Annotated in this window: 14 protein-coding genes and 1 rRNA gene; 12 read left to right on the forward strand and 3 right to left on the reverse strand. The window is 63.4% G+C overall.

Translation table 11 applies throughout. From position 1 onward, the window contains the following. Window positions 1-17 precede the first annotated feature (17 nt). A 5S ribosomal RNA gene (gene rrf / locus RTI28_RS08740) occupies window positions 18-134 on the forward strand. A gap of 100 nt (window positions 135-234) precedes the next feature. Here rrf and RTI28_RS08745 read toward each other — a convergent pair. After that, window positions 235-540 (reverse strand): hypothetical protein, encoded by a 306-nt coding sequence (locus tag RTI28_RS08745; protein ID WP_316920087.1) that lies wholly within the window; start codon window positions 538-540, stop codon window positions 235-237. A 187-nt stretch (window positions 541-727) separates the two neighbouring features. On the opposite strand from RTI28_RS08745, the gene RTI28_RS08750 reads away from it, so the two are divergent. The 8 genes from RTI28_RS08750 to RTI28_RS08785 all read left to right on the forward strand — a co-directional run bounded on the left by RTI28_RS08750 (window position 728) and on the right by RTI28_RS08785 (window position 9,809). Then, the gene (locus tag RTI28_RS08750) at window positions 728-1,231 is read left to right on the forward strand and encodes a sigma-70 family RNA polymerase sigma factor (RefSeq protein WP_316920088.1); all 504 of its coding nucleotides are present in this window, start codon (window positions 728-730) and stop codon (window positions 1,229-1,231) included. Continuing rightward, a complete protein-coding gene (locus RTI28_RS08755; protein ID WP_316920089.1) occupies window positions 1,231-2,184 on the forward strand; it encodes a FecR family protein in 954 nt (317 codons plus the stop codon). The genes RTI28_RS08750 and RTI28_RS08755 overlap by 1 nt, the downstream gene beginning before the upstream one ends. Window positions 2,185-2,280: 96 nt before the next feature. Continuing rightward, window positions 2,281-4,740 carry a TonB-dependent receptor gene (locus RTI28_RS08760; RefSeq protein WP_316920090.1) on the forward strand — a complete coding sequence of 820 codons (2,460 nt, stop codon included), beginning with the start codon at window positions 2,281-2,283 and terminating at the stop codon, window positions 4,738-4,740. A gap of 321 nt (window positions 4,741-5,061) precedes the next feature. Then, window positions 5,062-7,200 carry a catalase/peroxidase HPI gene (gene katG, locus RTI28_RS08765; RefSeq protein ID WP_316920091.1) on the forward strand — a complete coding sequence of 713 codons (2,139 nt, stop codon included), beginning with the start codon at window positions 5,062-5,064 and terminating at the stop codon, window positions 7,198-7,200. A 116-nt stretch (window positions 7,201-7,316) separates the two neighbouring features. Then, a complete protein-coding gene (locus RTI28_RS08770; RefSeq protein ID WP_316920092.1) occupies window positions 7,317-8,060 on the forward strand; it encodes a class I SAM-dependent methyltransferase in 744 nt (247 codons plus the stop codon). Window positions 8,061-8,160: 100 nt separating this feature from the next. Continuing rightward, a complete protein-coding gene (locus RTI28_RS08775; protein WP_316920093.1) occupies window positions 8,161-8,400 on the forward strand; it encodes a type II toxin-antitoxin system RelB/DinJ family antitoxin in 240 nt (79 codons plus the stop codon). Then, the gene (locus tag RTI28_RS08780; protein ID WP_316920094.1) at window positions 8,390-8,677 is read left to right on the forward strand and encodes a type II toxin-antitoxin system RelE/ParE family toxin; all 288 of its coding nucleotides are present in this window, start codon (window positions 8,390-8,392) and stop codon (window positions 8,675-8,677) included. Before RTI28_RS08775 ends, RTI28_RS08780 begins: the two co-directional genes overlap by 11 nt. A 265-nt stretch (window positions 8,678-8,942) precedes the next feature. Further along, window positions 8,943-9,809, forward strand: a complete 867-nt coding sequence (locus RTI28_RS08785; protein ID WP_401257626.1) for a prohibitin family protein — start codon at window positions 8,943-8,945, stop codon at window positions 9,807-9,809. A 302-nt stretch (window positions 9,810-10,111) separates the two neighbouring features. Here the strand turns inward: RTI28_RS08785 and RTI28_RS08790 are convergent, their stop codons facing one another. Both RTI28_RS08790 and RTI28_RS08795 read right to left on the reverse strand, forming a co-directional pair. Beyond that, window positions 10,112-11,359 (reverse strand): ribonucleotide-diphosphate reductase subunit beta, encoded by a 1,248-nt coding sequence (locus RTI28_RS08790; RefSeq protein WP_042127754.1) that lies wholly within the window; start codon window positions 11,357-11,359, stop codon window positions 10,112-10,114. A 174-nt stretch (window positions 11,360-11,533) separates the two neighbouring features. Then, window positions 11,534-14,437 carry a ribonucleoside-diphosphate reductase subunit alpha gene (locus RTI28_RS08795; RefSeq protein WP_316920095.1) on the reverse strand — a complete coding sequence of 968 codons (2,904 nt, stop codon included), beginning with the start codon at window positions 14,435-14,437 and terminating at the stop codon, window positions 11,534-11,536. Window positions 14,438-14,546: 109 nt separating this feature from the next. On the opposite strand from RTI28_RS08795, the gene RTI28_RS08800 reads away from it, so the two are divergent. The 3 genes from RTI28_RS08800 (at window position 14,547) to RTI28_RS08810 (ending at window position 17,539) form a co-directional block, all read left to right on the forward strand. Next, window positions 14,547-14,867, forward strand: a complete 321-nt coding sequence (locus RTI28_RS08800) for a hypothetical protein (protein WP_316920096.1) — start codon at window positions 14,547-14,549, stop codon at window positions 14,865-14,867. A 339-nt stretch (window positions 14,868-15,206) separates the two neighbouring features. Continuing rightward, a complete protein-coding gene (locus tag RTI28_RS08805; protein ID WP_316920097.1) occupies window positions 15,207-15,932 on the forward strand; it encodes a response regulator transcription factor in 726 nt (241 codons plus the stop codon). Further along, window positions 15,929-17,539: an ATP-binding protein gene (locus RTI28_RS08810; RefSeq protein ID WP_316920098.1), complete on the forward strand. Its 1,611-nt coding sequence runs from the start codon at window positions 15,929-15,931 to the stop codon at window positions 17,537-17,539. Before RTI28_RS08805 ends, RTI28_RS08810 begins: the two co-directional genes overlap by 4 nt. Window positions 17,540-17,543: the final 4 nt, after the last annotated feature.

The raw sequence follows: 17,543 nt of genomic DNA on the forward strand, positions 1-17,543 counted from the left end.
CCACGCATAATCACGACATTCGCGAGCCTGGAGCCGACGATGCCACCTGATCCCATCCCGAACTCAGTAGTGAAACGACGCATCGCCGATGGTAGTGTGGAGCTTCTCCATGTGAGAGTAGGTCATCGTCAAGATTCAATTCCGAAACCCCTATCTGCTGATGCAGGTAGGGGTTTTGTCTTTTCCGGCGCGGAAAAACGAAGGATGTCGCGGGGCCACGCCCCGCGATATTGCTTACACGAACGCTTGCGGTGCCATGCCTCGTGGCAGGCGGCAACGGTCGGGAAGGGCGAGCAGACGTGCACGCCAACTGGCCTTGAAGCAGAATTCCGCCGCTTTGGCCTGTTCCAGGCTTGCCTGACGCTGCTTGCGCAGCTCAGCCAGGGACGGCGCTTTTTTCGCCGGCGCAGCCTCCACCTTGGTCAGCGAGCGTTGGCACGATTTGCAATCCACTTCGGCCTCCACCGCGCTGCTGCTCAGGTTGTTGCCGGTGCGACCGCAGGCGACGGTCTCACCGTTCGTTGAGTAATGCATTACCAAAACAGTACATCTCCACACATATGAACAAAAAGCCGCGCATTTTCGCATAGGTGGCCGGCAAGATGCCCCGTTCCGTCGGTCCGCACTCATCTTGTTGCAATTGCCAGAAGCAACAGCTCCTCTATAGAATGAGATCAATTCTTAATTACATTCCTGCCGTCGTTGGTGGGTGTATTCAGTGGTCTTCATGTCCTCGATCGATCGCGCGCCCAATCTGCAAATCGAAAGTCTCTACTGTGAACACCACAGCTGGCTGCATGGCTGGCTCAGCCGCAAGCTGGGCAATGCCAGCGATGCCGCGGACCTGGCCCACGATACCTTCATCCGCCTGCTGACCAAGCCCGCACGCAGTTTCGGCAGCGAGCCCCGCGCGCTGTTGACCCACATCGCCAAGGGCCTGGTGGTCGATCGCTGGCGGCGTCAGGATGTCGAGCGTGCCTACCTGGAAAGCATCGCCCACCTGCCCGAAGCGGAAGTTCCTTCGCCGGAAACCCGTTGGCTGATTCTCGAGGCGCTGCAGCGCATCGACGCCATGCTCCGGGAAATGCCCAGCCGGGTGCGCCAGACTTTCCTGCTGTCGCAGATCGACGGCCTGACCTACGCACAGATCGCCGAGCAACTGAACGTATCGCTGATCACCGTCAAACGCGACATGCGCGATGCCTTCCTCGCTTGCCTGAGCGTGGCCTGATGACACCGCAGATCGACCCGCTGATCCTTGGCGAGGCCGCAGACTGGCTGGTGCAGTTGCAGTCCGGCGGTGCGACCGAAGCGGATCACCGCGCCATCCAGCTCTGGCGCCAGCGCAGCCCACAGCATGCGCTGGCCTGGCAGCGTGCCGAAGCCTTGCTCGGCGACTTGCGCGCCGTTCCCGGTTCGCTGGCCAGCGACACCTTCCAGCGCCTGCGTCGCGATACCCGCGTCGGTCGGCGTCAGGCACTGCAGCGCCTGGGCCTGTTCCTGCTGGCTGGTCCGGCGATATGGACGGCCTACCGCGAGCTGCCCTGGCAGCAATGGAGCGCCGACCAGCGCACCGCCATCGGCGAACAGAAGAACCTGACCTTGCCCGACGGCACGCACGTGCTGCTCAACACCGGCACTGCGCTGAACATCGCGTTCAATGCCCGGGAACGGCGGATCCGACTGCTCGAAGGCGAAGTCCTGATCAGCACCGCCAAGGACGCTGCCCGTTCATTCATCGTCGAGACCCGCCATGGCACTGCCCGCGCGCTGGGGACCCGTTTCAGCGTCCGGGTCGGCGAACAACGCAGCCAGGTCGCCGTCACCGAAGGTGCGGTGGAGATGCTGCCGATGCAGGGTGGGCGCGGCCTGATCCTCAAGGCCGGCGAGCAGGGCGCCTTCGCTCGCCAGAGCACCGCGCCGGTGCAACCGCTGGATGCCGCCGAGCTGAGCTGGGAGCAGGGCATGATGGTTGCGCGCAACATGCGTCTGGCCGACCTGCTGAGCGAACTCGGCCGCTATCGGCCCGGTGTCCTGCGCTGCCATGACGAGGTCGCCGGCCTCACCGTATCCGGCGCCTTCCCGCTGCGCGACACCGATGCCAGCCTGCGTCTGCTGCAGGACACCCTGCCGATTCGTGTCAGCAGCCTGACCCGCTACTGGGTCGCCATCGAGCCGCGTTGAATCACGCAGAAATTCGCGATGGCCTTGATACCTTTTTCCATCTCCTTCGGTGAGGAAGTGAATCCTCACTTTTCCATGCACCGACAGGAGCCATGAATGACGTCCAGGCCGTTACCGTCCGTTTCCCGAATCAGCCCTCCGCGCCTTGCCCTGCAGGCGCTGAGCCTGGCCGTCGCCCTTGCGGCACTGATGCCGGCACACGCCGTCATGGCTGCCGATGCGCTGCAGGACAGCGTTGCCCATAGCTATGACATCGCCCCGGGGCCGCTGGGCGATGTGCTGGCCCGGTTCGCCGCCATGGCCGGGGTGCCGCTGTCGTTCGATGCGAAGCTGCTCAACGACCGGCACAGCGCGGGCCTGCACGGCAGCTACACGGCCGAGGGCGGCTTCGCCGTGCTGCTCCAGGGCAGTGGTCATACCCTGCAGAGTGCCGGCGGTAATGGTTACACCCTGGTCCCGATGTCCAGCGGTGAAGCTCTCGAACTCGGTGCAACCAGCGTCAACGCCAGCTCCAGCAGTGCCTTCGACGACACTTACGGCGGCGGTCAGGTGGCCCGCAGCGCGCGCCTTGGCGTGCTGGGCAACCGCTCGATCAACGACGTGCCGTTCAGTGTGGTCAGCTACACCGCGAAGGCCATCGCCGACCAGCAGGCCCGCACCATCGGCGATGTCCTGCTGAACGACGCCGCCGTGCGTCAGTCCGCCGGCTTCGGCAACTTCTCCCAGGTCTTCACCATCCGCGGCCTGCCGCTGCAGAGCGACGACATCGCCTTCAACGGCCTGTACGGCGTGCTGCCGCGGCAGATCGTCAACACCGAAGCGGTGGAGCGGGTCGAGCTGTTCAAGGGGCCCAATGCCTTCCTCAACGGTGTCGCGCCCCAGGGCAGCGGGATTGGTGGCAGTGTCAACCTGGTGCCCAAGCGCGCCGAGGACACCCCGACCCGCAGCGTCACCCTGGATTACACCAGCGACACCCAGGTCGGCGGGCATCTCGATCTCGGCCAGCGCTTCGGCGAGGACAACCGTTTCGGCGCGCGCATCAACCTGGCGCAGCGCGGTGGCGATACTGCGATCGACGACGAGAGCAAGCGCACCACGCTGATCGCTGTCGGTCTCGACTACCGTGGCGAGCGTCTGCGCCTGTCCACCGACCTCGGTTACCAGAAACAGCGCATCGACAACGGCCGCTCGGTGGTCTACCCCAACGGCAGCAAGGTGCCCCATGCCCCGTCAGCCAAGGACAACTATGCCCAGGACTGGAGCTGGTCGGAGCTGGAGGACACCTATGGCATGGTCAACGGCGAGTACGACCTGAACGACAACTGGACCCTGTACGCCGGTGCGGGGGCCAAGCACACCCGTGAGAATGGCGTGTATTCCTCGCTCTACGTCGGCAACGACGGCAGCGGTCGTACGGGGTTTCTCTATCCACCCCATGACGAAGACAACAAGAGCGCCGTCGCCGGCCTGAATGGCCACTTCATGACCGGTCCGGTGAGCCACCAGATGAACGTCGGCCTTTCCGGCATGTGGGGAGAACAGCGTTCGGCGTTCGAGGCGATCCTGGCGGCCAACCGCCCAGTGGGCAATCTGTACGATCCGATCCAGGTACCGCGTCCGACCAATACCTATTTCGGCAGCGATATCCACGACCCGCGCATCGTCGGCAAGAACCGCATCAAGAGCGTCGCGCTGTCCGACACCCTCGGCTTCATCGACGACCGTGTCCTGCTGACCCTCGGCGTGCGCCGCCAGACCATCGAAGTGGATGCCTGGAACACCACCAGCGGCGCGCGCACCAGCAACTACGAGGAGTCCATCACCACGCCGGTCTATGGCCTGGTGATCAAGCCGTGGGAGCACGTGTCGTTCTACGCCAACCGTATCGAAGGCCTGGCCCAGGGCCCGACCGCGCCGCTGACCGGGGTGAGCAACCCGGGCGAAGTCTTTGCGCCCAAGCGCAGCAAGCAGACCGAGGCCGGGGTCAAGCTGGACTACGACAGCTTCGGCGCGACCCTTGGGGTATACCGCATCGAGCAGCCGAACAACTCCACCAGCTACACCCCGGGTGTGGCCCTCGGCACCTTCAACGTCGACGGCGAACAGATCAACAAGGGTGTCGAGCTGAATGTCTTCGGCGAGCCGCTCGATGGCCTGCGCGTGCTGGCCGGTGCGACCTGGATGGACACCGAACAGAAGAACACCGCCAACGGTGCGACCGATGGCAACCGCGCCGCCGGCGTGCCGCGCTTCCAGTTCAACCTGGGCGGCGAGTGGGACGTGCCGGGTATCGAAGGCGCGGCGCTCAGCGCGCGCATGCTGCGCACCGGTGGCGAATACCTGAATGCCGCCAACAGCCTGAACATCCCGGCCTGGACCCGCGTCGACCTTGGTGCACGCTATGGCTTCAAGGCGGACGACAAGTACGTCACCCTGCGCGCCAACGTCGAGAACGTGGCGAACAAGGCGTACTGGGCGTCGGCATCGACGGCGAACAACTACCTGACCCAGGGAGAGCCACGGACGTTCAAGGTGTCGGCTACCGTGGACTTCTGACCGCCCGCCCTCCAGCGCCACCCCGTAAAATCGATTGGGGCTGCCAGGCAGCCCCAACGTTTATTTGCGCGCCCTGCAATCGCGCGGTCATGCCCTCTGCTTTACTTTCTCCGCGCAACGCCCGCCGTCCGTCGTAGCCTCGACGGGCGAAATGGAACTCGAGGATCGCGACCCACTTCATTGCGCCACGGCAAAGAAGAATTTGTCTATCAATCCGATAATATTCATAAATTTGTTCCATTGAGGGTGTCGATTTAGTCTTGACCCATCGTCGGCCGCAGTCATCGGGGCCGGTCTGCTGAGGAAAAAGGAGAAAGCAGCATGTCGAACCAAGGTAAGTGCCCGTTCCACAACACCGCCGGTAGCGGCACCAGCAATCGTGACTGGTGGCCCAATACCCTGCGTGTGGACCTGCTCAACCAGCACTCGGATCGTTCCAATCCGCTCGGGGAAAACTTCAACTACCGCGAAGAGTTCAAGAAGCTCGACTACTCCGCGCTCAAGGCCGATCTGAAGAAACTCCTGACCGATTCCCAGGACTGGTGGCCGGCGGACTGGGGCAGCTACGGCGGCCTGTTCATCCGCATGGCCTGGCACAGCGCCGGTACCTACCGCACCGTGGACGGCCGTGGTGGCGCCGGTCGCGGCCAGCAACGCTTCGCTCCGCTGAACTCCTGGCCGGACAACGTCAGCCTGGACAAGGCGCGGCGCCTGCTGTGGCCGATCAAGCAGAAATACGGACAGAAGATCTCCTGGGCCGACCTGATGATCCTCGCCGGCAACGTCGCCCTGGAAGCCTCGGGCTTCCGCACCTTCGGTTTTGGCGCCGGTCGTGAAGACGTGTGGGAACCAGACTACGACGTCAACTGGGGGGACGAGAAAGCCTGGCTGACCCATCGCGACCCGGAAACCCTGGCGAAGAACCCGCTGTCGGCCACCGAAATGGGCCTGATCTACGTCAACCCGGAAGGCCCGAACGCCAGCGGCGATCCGGCCTCGGCGGCGGCGGCGATTCGCGCCACCTTCGGCAACATGGCCATGGATGACGAGGAAATCGTCGCCCTGATCGCCGGCGGTCACACCCTCGGCAAGACTCACGGCGCTTCCGCGGCCAGCCATGTCGGTGTCGACCCGGAAGCCGGCGGCATCGAGTCCCAGGGCCTGGGTTGGACCAGCAGCTATGAAAGCGGCGTCGGTGCCCACGCCATCACCTCCGGCCTGGAAGTGATCTGGTCGCAGACCCCGACCCAGTGGAGCAACAACTTCTTCGAGAACCTGTTCAAGTTCGAATGGACCCAGACCCGCAGTCCGGCGGGCGCGATCCAGTTCGAAGCGCTGGATGCCCCGGAGATCATGCCCGACCCGTTCGACCCGTCGAAGAAACGCCGGCCGACCATGCTGGTGACCGACCTCACCCTGCGTTTCGATCCTGGTTTCGAGGCGATCTCGCGGCGCTTCCTCAACGACCCGCAGGCGTTCAGCAATGCCTTCGCCCGTGCCTGGTTCAAGCTGACCCACCGCGACATGGGCCCGGTCGCCCGCTACCTCGGCCCGGAAGTGCCGAAGGAAGAACTGATCTGGCAAGACCCGCTGCCGCAGGCGATCCACAACCCGAGCGCCAGCGATATCGCCGACCTCAAGTCGCGCATCGCCGAAGCCGGTCTGTCGGTGGGCGAACTGGTCTCGGTGGCCTGGGCTTCGGCCTCGACCTTCCGCGGTGGCGACAAGCGCGGCGGTGCCAACGGTGCACGCCTGGCCCTGGCGCCGCAGAAGGACTGGGCGGTCAACGCCATCGCGGTCGGCACCCTGGATCGCCTGAAGGCGGTGCAGCAGGCGTCCGGCAAGGCCTCGCTGGCTGACGTGATCGTCCTGGCCGGTGTGGTCGGGATCGAGCAGGCGGCCAAGGCGGCGGGTGTGAGCGTGCATGTACCGTTCGCTCCGGGGCGCGTCGATGCGCGTCAGGATCAGACCGAAGTCGAGTCGTTCGATCACCTCGAACCGCTGGCCGACGGCTTGCGCAACTACCGCGGAGTGGACAGCGCCGCCAGCACCGAGTCGCTGCTGATCGACCGGGCGCAACTGCTGACCCTGACTGCGCCGGAACTGACCGCGCTGGTCGGCGGCCTGCGGGTCCTGGGTGCCAACTACGACGGCAGCAAGCACGGTGTGTTCACCGACCGCGTCGGCGAGCTGAGCAACGACTTCTTCGTCAACCTGCTGGACATGAACACCGTGTGGAAAGCGGCGCAGGGCGGCAGCGAAGTCTTCGAAGGTCGTGACCGCAAGACCGGCGAGGTGAAATACACCGCCACTCGCAACGACCTGGTGTTCGGTTCCAACTCGATCCTGCGGGCCTATGCCGAGGTCTACGCCAGCGAAGACGCCAAGGAGAAGTTCGCCCGTGACTTCGTCGCGGCCTGGACCAAGGTGATGAACCTGGACCGTTTCGACCTGCAATAACCGCGCGTTTCCCCGCGTACGCAAGGCCCGGTGAAGTTCTGCTTCACCGGGCCTTTTTTCGTCGTTGCTTCCAGATACAATGCCGCGCCTTCCATTCACCCTCCCAGGTTCATTCCATGTCCGGCAATGCGCTCTATACCGATCTGTCGGGCTACTACGACCTGATGTGCGCGAACATCGACTACCAGGCGCAGAGCCACTGCGTGCAGCGGGTCCAGCAACTGTTCGGCAATGGCGGCAAGCGCCACCTCGACCTCGCCTGCGGTACCGGGCCGCATGTCCGCCACTTCATCGATGCCGGATTCCACAGCTCCGGACTGGACATCAACCAGCCGATGCTGGACAAGGCAGCCCTGCGCTGTCCCGAGGCTCGATTCTCGTTGGGTGACATGTGCGGCTTCAGCCTGGACGCGCCGGTCGACCTGATCACCTGTTTCCTCTATTCGGTGCACTACAGCGGCAGCCTCGAACGGCTCCAGGCCTGCATCGCCAGTGTGCATGAAGCGCTGGAGGAGGGTGGGCTGTTCTGTTTCAACGCGGTGGACAAGCGGCGCATCGACAATGATTCGTTCGTGTCCCACAGCGCCGAACTCGATGGCGCCCGCTTCGTTTTCCGCTCGGCCTGGAATTATCCGGGGGAGGGTGAGCGGCAGGCGCTGTGCCTGCGGATCGAGCGGACGCTGGGAGAGCTAACCCAGGTCTGGGATGATCGGCACCCGATGGTGGCGGTGAGTTTCGATGAACTGCAGACGCTGCTGGAGCCGTACTTCGAAGTCACCGTGCTGGAGCATGACTACGAGAAGCTGGTGCCCTGGGATGGGGTTTCGGGGAATGGGTTGTTTGCCTGTGTGAAGCGTTGAAATCGGATTGATCGCTGAAGAGTGGTCAGACGAATGAGGGTTGCGCTTGATTGGCGGCGTAGGCATTGTAATGACGTTTGTCATTACAAGGGGTCCGAACATGGCGTCCATCAACATTCGCGTCGACGACGAGCTCAAGGCCCGCGCCTATCACGAGCTTGAACGGTTGGGCGTGACTCCCTCGGAGTTCATGCGCCAGGCATTGCATTACGTTGCCGAGCAGGGACGGCTGCCTTTCCGGCCGGTGCTCATGACTGAAGAAGATGAAGAGCTTGTAGCGATTGTCAGGGAACGACTCGCCGCCCCACAGAGGGTGAAGGTTGAGCTGGATGACTTATAGGCTTGAATTCGATGCCCGTGCACTGAAGGAATGGCACAAGCTGGGCGATACGGTTCGGCAGCAATTCAAGAAAAAGCTGGTTGAAGTTCTACTACAGCCTCGCGTGGAAGCGAACCGGCTGCACTCGTTGCCGGACTGCTACAAGATCAAGTTGCGCAGCAGTGGGTATCGACTGGTGTACCAGGTAATCGATCAGGACATTGTTGTTTTTGTCGTCTCGGTGAATCGGCGGGATCGTGATCAGGTGTACCTCAACGCGACCGAGCGATTGAAATAGACGATCAGGGACCGCCTTGCGGTCCTTCGCGGGCAAGCCTCGCTCCTACGGAGTTTTGTGTCTGAGGCGATTCTCCTGGTAGGCGCTGGCTTGCCTGCGAAGGGCCGCAAAGCGGCCCCAAAACCTGCAAAATCGAAGTTTCTATCCTCATGCGATCTTGCAGCGATCACTTCAGTAAAATCGGGCACCCTGTGCACGGCAATGATCGTAGACATGATCAACTCAAGCACTGCTTGCCGCAGTGCACCTTCAAAAGGAAATGAAGATGCAAAACCCGAATCGCCGCTGGATGGCAACCGGCTCCTCCGTGGTACTGGGCCTGGCTGTGCTGACCGCAATCCTCGGCAGCTTCTACACCGTGGACGAGAAGGAGCGCGGCGTGGTCTTGCGCAATGGCGCTTTCATCGAAGTGGCGGAGCCGGGGTTGCACTGGAAATTCCCGTTCATCGACACGGTCAAGGAGATTTCCATCCAGAACCAGGCGTCCAAGTGGGAAGGTCTCCAGGCCTACAGCCGGGACCAGCAGGCCGCGCAACTGGTGGTGTCCGTGTCCTGGCATGTCACGCCCGGCGAGGTTGCCGATGTCTACAAGGGCTATGGCGATCTCGATGGCCTGCTGGCCCGCGCCATCTCCCGCCAGGTACCCACCCAGGTAGAGAACGTGTTTGGCCAGTACACCGCGGTCAATGCCGTGCAGAAGCGCGGTGAGCTGGTCGCGGCGATGTCGCAGGCGATCAAGTCGAATGTTTCAGGTCCGGTGGTGATCGACAGCGTGCAGGTGGAGAACATCGACTTCAGCGATGCCTACGAAAAATCCATCGAAGAGCGCATGAAGGCCGAGGTCGCGGTGAAGACCCGCGAGCAGCAACTGGAAACCGAGAAGATCCAGGCCCAGATCAGTGTCACTCAAGCCCAGGCCCAGGCCGACGCAGCGCTGGCAAAAGCCAAGGCCGAAGCCCAGGCGATCGAACTGCGCGGCAACGCCGAAGCGGCGGCTATCGAAGTCCGGGCCAAAGCGCTGGCCAGCAACCAGAACCTCGTCGAACTGACCAAGGCCGAACGCTGGGACGGCAAGCTGCCGACCACCGTGCTGCCGGGGGGCACGATGCCGTTTATCGATGCGAGGAAGTGAGTTGTTCCTGAGCTGACAGGCCGCTAGGGAAATCAAATTCTGAGACTCGTGCAGGATGGTTTTGGGACCGCTGACGCGGTCCTTCGCGAGCAAGCTCGCTCACAGAGTAAGTGCATGCTCGGCCCGTTTTGGGCGCGAACTTGCTCGCGAAAGCTGGCTTGGTTCGCGCGAGCAGAACCAGGCCTGGTACTCGAGCCAGAGGGTGTGGAGAGGGCGGTTGTGGCTAATGAGGAGGGTCGGAAAGTACGAATGAAAAAGGGCCGCCCGCAGGCAGCCCTTTTCGATGATGCTTGGAGAGCCGATCAATCCCAGCTCAACGCCCCGCCAGTCTGATACTCGATCACGCGCGTCTCGAAGAAGTTCTTCTCCTTCTTCAAGTCCATGATCTCGCTCATCCACGGGAACGGGTTGGTGGTCCCTGGATACTCTTCCTTCAGACCGATCTGCGACAGGCGACGGTTGGCGATGAACTTGAGGTAGTCCTCCATCATCGCCGCGTTCATGCCCAGCACGCCGCGCGGCATGGTGTCGCGCGCGTATTCGATCTCCAGCTGGGTGCCCTGCAGGATCATCTGCGAGGCTTCTTCCTTCATCTCGGCATCCCACAGGTGCGGGTTCTCGATCTTGATCTGGTTGATCACGTCGATACCGAAGTTCAGGTGCATGGACTCGTCACGCAGGATGTACTGGAACTGCTCGGCGACGCCGGTCATCTTGTTGCGACGACCCATGGACAGGATCTGGGTGAAGCCGCAGTAGAAGAAGATGCCTTCCAGCACGCAGTAGTAGGCGATCAGGTTGCGCAGCAGCTCCTTGTCGGTCTCGACGGTGCCGGTGTCGAATTCCGGGTCGGAGATGGCGCGGGTGTAGCGCAGGCCCCAGGCGGCTTTCTTCGCGACCGACGGGATCTCGTGGTACATGTTGAAGATCTCGCCTTCATCCATGCCCAGCGATTCGATGCAGTACTGGTAGGCGTGGGTGTGGATCGCTTCCTCGAAGGCCTGGCGCAGGATGTACTGGCGGCACTCCGGGTTGGTGATCAGACGGTACACGGCCAGGGCCAGGTTGTTGGCGACCAGGGAGTCGGCGGTGGAGAAGAAGCCGAGGTTGCGCATGACGATGCGACGCTCGTCGTCGGTCAGGCCTTCCGGGCTCTTCCACAGGGCGATGTCCGCGGTCATGTTGACCTCCTGCGGCATCCAGTGGTTGGCGCAACCGTCGAGGTACTTCTGCCAGGCCCAGTCGTACTTGAACGGCACCAGCTGGTTGAGGTCGGCGCGGCAGTTGATCATGCGCTTTTCATCGACGGCGACACGGGCGGCGGAGCCTTCCAGCTCGGCCAGGCCTTCGGCGATGTCGAGGTCGTCCAGGGCAGCCTTGGCGCGGATCACCGCGGCGGAGTCGGCGGTGGTGACGGCGCGGGCTTCGAGGGCGGCGGCGCCACCGGCGCTGTCCAGCTTGTCGATGCCGGCAGCGGCGGCTTGGCCGGCGGCAGCGGGTTTGGCGGCGACTTCGCCGTCTTCTTTGTCGAATTCGTCCCAGCTCAGCATGGTGGGGTCTCCTGCTTGAGGGCCATGTTCAGTATGGCCGGTGGATCTTGGTTGCGTTGCTTGCGTCGGGTTGCTGCACGGCACGCAAAAACTGAAGGCAGCCGGGGCAGTCGATACCCCGGTCTTTCTTGTAAGAGATGCAATGAGGCCCCCCGGAGGGGACCTCGGATCGCCTTACTGGCAGGCTTCGCAGTCCGGCTCGTCGATCGCGCAGGCCTTCGGCACTGGCGCTGGAGCTGGCTCTGCAGCCGGTGCGGCCTTGGCCTGGACCGGTGCGCTGCTGTCGCCACCGCTGGACACGGCATTGAGCTTGCCGGTGGTGATGGTCGACTTCTCGGTGCTGGTCGCGGCCAGGGCACGGAGGTAGTAGGTGGTCTTCAGACCGCGGTACCAGGCCATGCGGTAGGTCACGTCGAGCTTCTTGCCCGAAGCGCCGGCGATGTACAGGTTCAGCGACTGCGCCTGGTCGATCCACTTCTGGCGACGGCTGGCGGCGTCGACGATCCACTTGGTCTCGACTTCGAAAGCCGTGGCGTACAGGTCTTTCAGCTCTTGCGGGATACGCTCGATCTGCTGCACGGAACCGTCGTAGTACTTCAGGTCGTTGATCATCACCGAGTCCCACAGGCCGCGGGCCTTCAGGTCGCGGACCAGGTACGGGTTGATCACGGTGAATTCGCCGGACAGGTTCGATTTCACGTACAGGTTCTGGTAGGTCGGCTCGATGGACTGCGATACGCCGGTGATGTTGGCGATGGTCGCGGTCGGCGCGATGGCCATGATGTTCGAGTTGCGGATACCTTTCTGTACGCGCTCGCGCACCGGAGCCCAGTCCAGGGTCTCGTCCAGGTTGACGTCGATGTACTTGGCGCCACGGGCTTCGATCAGGATCTGTTGCGAATCCAGCGGCAGGATGCCTTTGGACCACAGCGAGCCCTGGAAGGTCTCGTAGGCGCCACGCTCGTCGGCCAGGTCACAGGAAGCCTGGATGGCGAAGTAGCTCACCGCTTCCATGGAACGGTCGGCGAACTCGACGGCGGCGTCGGAACCGTAGGCGATGTGCTGCAGGTACAGCGCGTCCTGGAAGCCCATGATGCCCAGGCCGACCGGACGGTGCTTGAGGTTCGAGTTGCGCGCCTGCGGCACCGAGTAGTAGTTGATGTCGATCACGTTGTCGAGCATGCGCACGGCGGTGTGCACGGTGCGCTGCAGCTTGGCATGGTCCAGCTTGCCGTCGACGATGTGGTTCGGCAGGTTGATCGAGCCCAGGTTGCAGACGGCGATCTCGTCCTTGTTGGTGTTCAGGGTGATCTCGGTGCACAGGTTCGAGCTGTGTACCACGCCCACGTGCTGCTGCGGGCTGCGCAGGTTGCACGGATCCTTGAAGGTCAGCCATGGGTGGCCGGTCTCGAACAGCATCGAGAGCATCTTGCGCCACAGGTCCTTGGCCTGGATGGTCTTGAACACCTTGATCTTGTTGTACTCGGTCAGGGCTTCGTAGTACTCGTAGCGCTCTTCGAAGGCCTTGCCGGTCAGGTCGTGCAGGTCCGGCACTTCCGATGGCGAGAACAGGGTCCACTTGCCGTCTTCGAAGACGCGCTTCATGAACAGGTCGGGGATCCAGTTGGCGGTGTTCATGTCGTGGGTACGACGACGATCGTCACCGGTGTTCTTGCGCAGCTCGATGAACTCTTCGATGTCGAGGTGCCAGGTTTCCAGGTAGGCGCACACCGCGCCCTTGCGCTTGCCGCCCTGGTTGACCGCGACGGCGGTGTCGTTGACCACTTTCAGGAACGGCACGACGCCCTGCGACTTGCCGTTGGTGCCCTTGATGTAGGAGCCCAGTGCCCGTACCGGGGTCCAGTCGTTGCCCAGGCCACCGGCGAATTTCGACAGCATGGCGTTGTCGTGGATCGCGTGGTAGATGCCCGACAGGTCGTCCGGCACGGTGGTCAGGTAGCAGCTCGACAGCTGTGGACGCAGGGTACCGGCGTTGAACAGGGTCGGGGTCGAGGCCATGTAGTCGAAGGACGACAGCAGGTTGTAGAACTCGATCGCACGGGCTTCCTTGTCCTTCTCGGCCAGGGCCAGGCCCATGGCGACACGCATGAAGAACACCTGCGGCAGTTCGAAGCGCACGCCATCCTTGTGGATGAAGTAGCGGTCGTACAGGGTCTGCAGGCCCAGGTAGGTGAACTGCTGGTCACGCTCGTGATCGATGGCCTTGCCCATGCGCTCCAGGTCGAAGCCGGCCAGGGCCGGGTCGAGCAGTTCGAATTCCACGCCCTTGGCGATGTAGGCCGGCAGTGCCTTGGCGTACAGGTCGGCCATTTCGTGGTGGGTGGCGGCTTCGGCGACGCCGAGGAAGCCCAGGGCTTCGGCGCGCAGGGTGTCCATCAGCAGGCGGGCGGTGACGAAGGAGTAGTTCGGCTCGCGCTCGACCAGGGTCCGGGCGGTCATCACCAGGGCGGTGTTGACGTCCTTGATGGCCACGCCGTCGTAGAGGTTCTTCAGGGTTTCGCGCTGGATCAGGGCGCCATCGACTTCGGCGAGGTTTTCGCAGGCTTCGGCGACGATGGTGTTCAGGCGGTTCATGTCCAGCGGCGCCAGGCTGCCGTCGGCCAGGGTGATGCGGATGCTCGGGTGCGGTTGCACCACGGCGTCGGCGTTGCCACGGGTGGCACGCTCCTTGGCGCGCTGGTCGCGGTAGATCACGTAGTCGCGGGCGACTTTCTGCTCGCCGGCGCGCATCAGGGCCAGTTCGACCTGGTCCTGGATCTCTTCGATATGGATGGTGCCGCCGGATGGCATGCGGCGCTTGAAGGTCGCGGTGACCTGCTCGGTCAGGCGCGCGACGGTGTCGTGGATGCGCGACGAGGCGGCGGCGGTGCCGCCTTCAACTGCGAGGAACGCTTTGGTGATGGCCACGGTGATCTTGTCGTCGGTGTAGGCAACGACAGTGCCGTTACGCTTGATCACGCGCAGTTGGCCGGGGGCGGTCGCTGCCAGATCCTGGTTCGAATCGGCGGCCTGCGGCGCCTTGGCCTGCGGGTTCTCGCGAGTTGTCTCGGTTTGCATGGGTGTCTCCACGTTCTCTATGTTTGTTCAGGCGCCGGGTGGGCGCCCACCGTTCCATCCAAAGGCCCGACAGGCATGCCGCGCGCGTGGCGCAAAAGGCGCTCGCGCCGTGGCAGGCGTGTACCCGACTTCGGGACGGATCAGGAAAAAGGGGCATGCGCATGCCGCTCCCTGGGCCGAAGTCAAAAGTCCTGGGTCGACGACCCAAAATCTGTTGCTGTCGGGTGCGCGGCACTGGCCTGCTGCACCACATACCCGCAACAAGACCCTCACAGGGCTTGCAACGGTCGCCTCCGCAGGAGCGGTTTGGCTGCTGAAATCACTTAAAGTTCAGGCAAAAAAAACAGCCGCTGAAGGGCTTGAGTTTTTTCCTCGACTTGTGCTTGGGATTTTGGTGAAAACCCAAGATGTAGTGTTTTGTTGTGACTGAGATACAAGATAATGCGGTATACGGGGTATTGCAAGGCGGCGATCTGTGGATAACTTGTGTGTAGTTTGTGTGTGAAACAGAACAAAACGCTGTAGGCCCCGTCCTGCCACGATGAGACCGCCTGTCATCCTTTTTTCATGTAGGAAAAGGCAACGGAGAGATTTTTGCGGGCGCGAACCCTATCACAGAAATCACCTGCGACCGATCCCGCTGGCAGGCAATTTGCGTCGCCCGCGCGGGCGGTTGGCAGTGGCCAGGGTGCCACGTAGTATCCGGGGCCGATGTTGCCTTTCGGTGAGGGCCGCATCGGCGCCGATAACAAGAAAACAGGAGAGGGCCATGGAGCAGCACAATTGTCAGGTACTGATCGTCGAGGACGATCAGCGACTCGCCGAGCTGACGCGCGAATACCTCCAGGCCAATGGCTTCGCCGTCGAGGTGGAAGGTAACGGTGCGCTGGCGGCGGCGCGGATCATCAACGAGCAGCCCGACCTGGTGATCCTCGACCTGATGCTGCCCGGCGAGGATGGCCTGAGCATCTGTCGCAAGGTGCGCCAGCGCTATGCCGGGCCGATCCTGATGCTGACCGCACGCAGCGACGACCTCGACCAGGTCCAGGGCCTCGACCTGGGCGCCGATGACTATGTGTGCAAGCCGGTGCGCCCGCGTCTGCTGCTGGCGCGGATCAATGCGCTGCTGCGCCGCAGCGAGGCACCGACGGCGCCGGAGGAGGTACGCAGCGTGCAGTTCGGTCCGCTGCGGGTCGACAACACCCTGCGCGAGGCCTGGCTGGACGAGACCGGTATCGAGCTTACCGGTGCCGAATTCGACCTGCTCTGGCTGCTGATCAGCAATGCCGGACGCATTCTCTCCCGGGAAGAAATCTTCACCTCCCTGCGCGGCGTCGGTTATGACGGCCAGGACCGTTCCATCGACGTACGCATCTCGCGCATTCGGCCGAAGATCGGTGACGACCCGATCCATCCGCGGATGATCAAGACCATCCGCAGCAAGGGCTACCTGTTCGTCCGCGAGGCGGCCGAAGCCTTGGGTCGCAAGGCATGAATTCGATCTTTCTGCGCATCTACGGCGGCATGTGCGCGGTGCTGGTGCTGGTGGCGGTGTTGGGTGTGCTCAGCCTGCACCTGCTCAACGAAGTCCGCGCCGGGCAGTACCGCGAGCGCCTGGCCCACGGCACCTTCACCCTGATGGCCGACAACCTGGCGCGCATGAACAGCGTCGAGCGCACCCGCGCCCTGGCCCTGTGGGAGCGCCTGCTGGGCATTCCGCTGAACGTGCAGAGCAGCGCCGAAGCGCATCTCGACGGCGGCCAGCGCACCCGCCTGCAGCGCGGTCAGGTGCTGGTGGAGTATCTGGGGCCGCATCAGGCGTGGGTGGTCAGCCAGCTCAAGGGCCGTGACCTGGTGCTCACCGGCGAAGTCCAGCAGATCAGCGAGCAACTGGCCCGGGCCACGATCTACCTGCTGGTGGACGAACTGGTGCGCTACCCGGTCGCAGAGCAGGCGCGACGCCTGGCGGAGCTGAAGCAGAGCAAGGGCTTCGGCTTCGACCTGCGCCTGCTGGCGCAGAGCGAGGCGGACATGGATGACGACCAGCGCCGCCGGGTCGAGGAGGGCGACACGGTGATGGCCCTGGGCAAGGACGGCGACTCCATCCGGGTCTTCGCCGGCATCGCCGGCACGCCCTGGGTTCTGGAGATCGGCCCGCTGTACCAGATGAATCCCTATCCGCCCCAACTGCTGATATTGATTGCCGTCCTCGGCCTGAGCCTGATCGGCCTGGTGGTCTACCTGCTCGTGCGGCAACTGGAGCGACGGCTGTCGCATGTCGAGATGGCGGCGACCCAGATCGCCCAGGGCAGCCTGGATACCCGGGTGGTCGCCGACGGTGCCGACTCGGTGGGGCGTCTGGCCGAGGCCTTCAATGGCATGGCCGAGCACCTGCAGCGTTCGCTGACCATCCAGCGCGAACTGGTCCGTGCCGTGTCCCACGAGTTGCGCACGCCGGTGGCGCGTCTGCGCTTCGGCCTGGAAATGCTCGCCAGCGCCAGCACCGAGCAGGCCCGCGACAAGCACCTGGCCGGGATGGACAACGATATCCAAGACCTCGACAAGCTGGTCGACGAGATGCTCATGTACGCGCGCCTCGAACAGGGCGCGCCGGCCCTGCACTTCCAGCGGGTCGACCTGGATGCCCTGCTCGATCAGGTGATCGCCGAGCTGGCTCCGCTGCGCCGCGAGGTCCAGGTAGTGCGCGGGGTGTCCCAGGGCGGCGGCGAGGGTGCCTGGGTCGAGGCCGAGCCGCGTTACCTGCATCGTGCCCTGCAGAACCTGGTGAGCAACGCCATGCGTCATGCCGAATCCCAGGTCTGCCTCAGCTATCAATTGGGCTTGCAGCGCTGCCGCATCGATGTCGAGGATGACGGTCCCGGGGTGCCGGAAAGCGCCTGGGAGCGCATCTTCACGCCGTTCACCCGGCTGGATGACAGCCGCACCCGTTCCTCGGGCGGGCACGGCCTGGGCTTGTCCATCGTGCGCCGCATCATCTACTGGCATAACGGCCGCGCCCTGATCGGCAAGAGCCTGCGCCTGGGCGGCGCCTGTTTCAGCCTGAGCTGGCCACGGGAGCAGCCATCGCCGAGCGGGGAGTAGCGGG

The sequence above is a fragment of the Pseudomonas sp. zfem002 genome, assembly GCF_032621685.1.
In the GTDB taxonomy this organism is placed as follows: domain Bacteria; phylum Pseudomonadota; class Gammaproteobacteria; order Pseudomonadales; family Pseudomonadaceae; genus Aquipseudomonas; species Aquipseudomonas japonica.

What these genes read in the sequence shown, in the direction of transcription:
- RTI28_RS08750 (WP_316920088.1), top strand. Translation starts at nt 728, where the DNA reads ATGTCCTCGATCGATCGCGCGCCCAATCTGCAAATCGAAAGTCTCTAC.
- RTI28_RS08755 (WP_316920089.1), top strand. Translation starts at nt 1,231, where the DNA reads ATGACACCGCAGATCGACCCGCTGATCCTTGGCGAGGCCGCAGACTGG.
- RTI28_RS08760 (WP_316920090.1), top strand. Translation starts at nt 2,281, where the DNA reads ATGACGTCCAGGCCGTTACCGTCCGTTTCCCGAATCAGCCCTCCGCGC.
- katG (WP_316920091.1), top strand. Translation starts at nt 5,062, where the DNA reads ATGTCGAACCAAGGTAAGTGCCCGTTCCACAACACCGCCGGTAGCGGC.
- RTI28_RS08770 (WP_316920092.1), top strand. Translation starts at nt 7,317, where the DNA reads ATGTCCGGCAATGCGCTCTATACCGATCTGTCGGGCTACTACGACCTG.
- RTI28_RS08775 (WP_316920093.1), top strand. Translation starts at nt 8,161, where the DNA reads ATGGCGTCCATCAACATTCGCGTCGACGACGAGCTCAAGGCCCGCGCC.
- RTI28_RS08780 (WP_316920094.1), top strand. Translation starts at nt 8,390, where the DNA reads ATGACTTATAGGCTTGAATTCGATGCCCGTGCACTGAAGGAATGGCAC.
- RTI28_RS08785 (WP_401257626.1), top strand. Translation starts at nt 8,943, where the DNA reads ATGCAAAACCCGAATCGCCGCTGGATGGCAACCGGCTCCTCCGTGGTA.
- RTI28_RS08790 (WP_042127754.1), bottom strand. Translation starts at nt 11,359, where the DNA reads ATGCTGAGCTGGGACGAATTCGACAAAGAAGACGGCGAAGTCGCCGCC.
- RTI28_RS08795 (WP_316920095.1), bottom strand. Translation starts at nt 14,437, where the DNA reads ATGCAAACCGAGACAACTCGCGAGAACCCGCAGGCCAAGGCGCCGCAG.
- RTI28_RS08805 (WP_316920097.1), top strand. Translation starts at nt 15,207, where the DNA reads ATGGAGCAGCACAATTGTCAGGTACTGATCGTCGAGGACGATCAGCGA.
- RTI28_RS08810 (WP_316920098.1), top strand. Translation starts at nt 15,929, where the DNA reads ATGAATTCGATCTTTCTGCGCATCTACGGCGGCATGTGCGCGGTGCTG.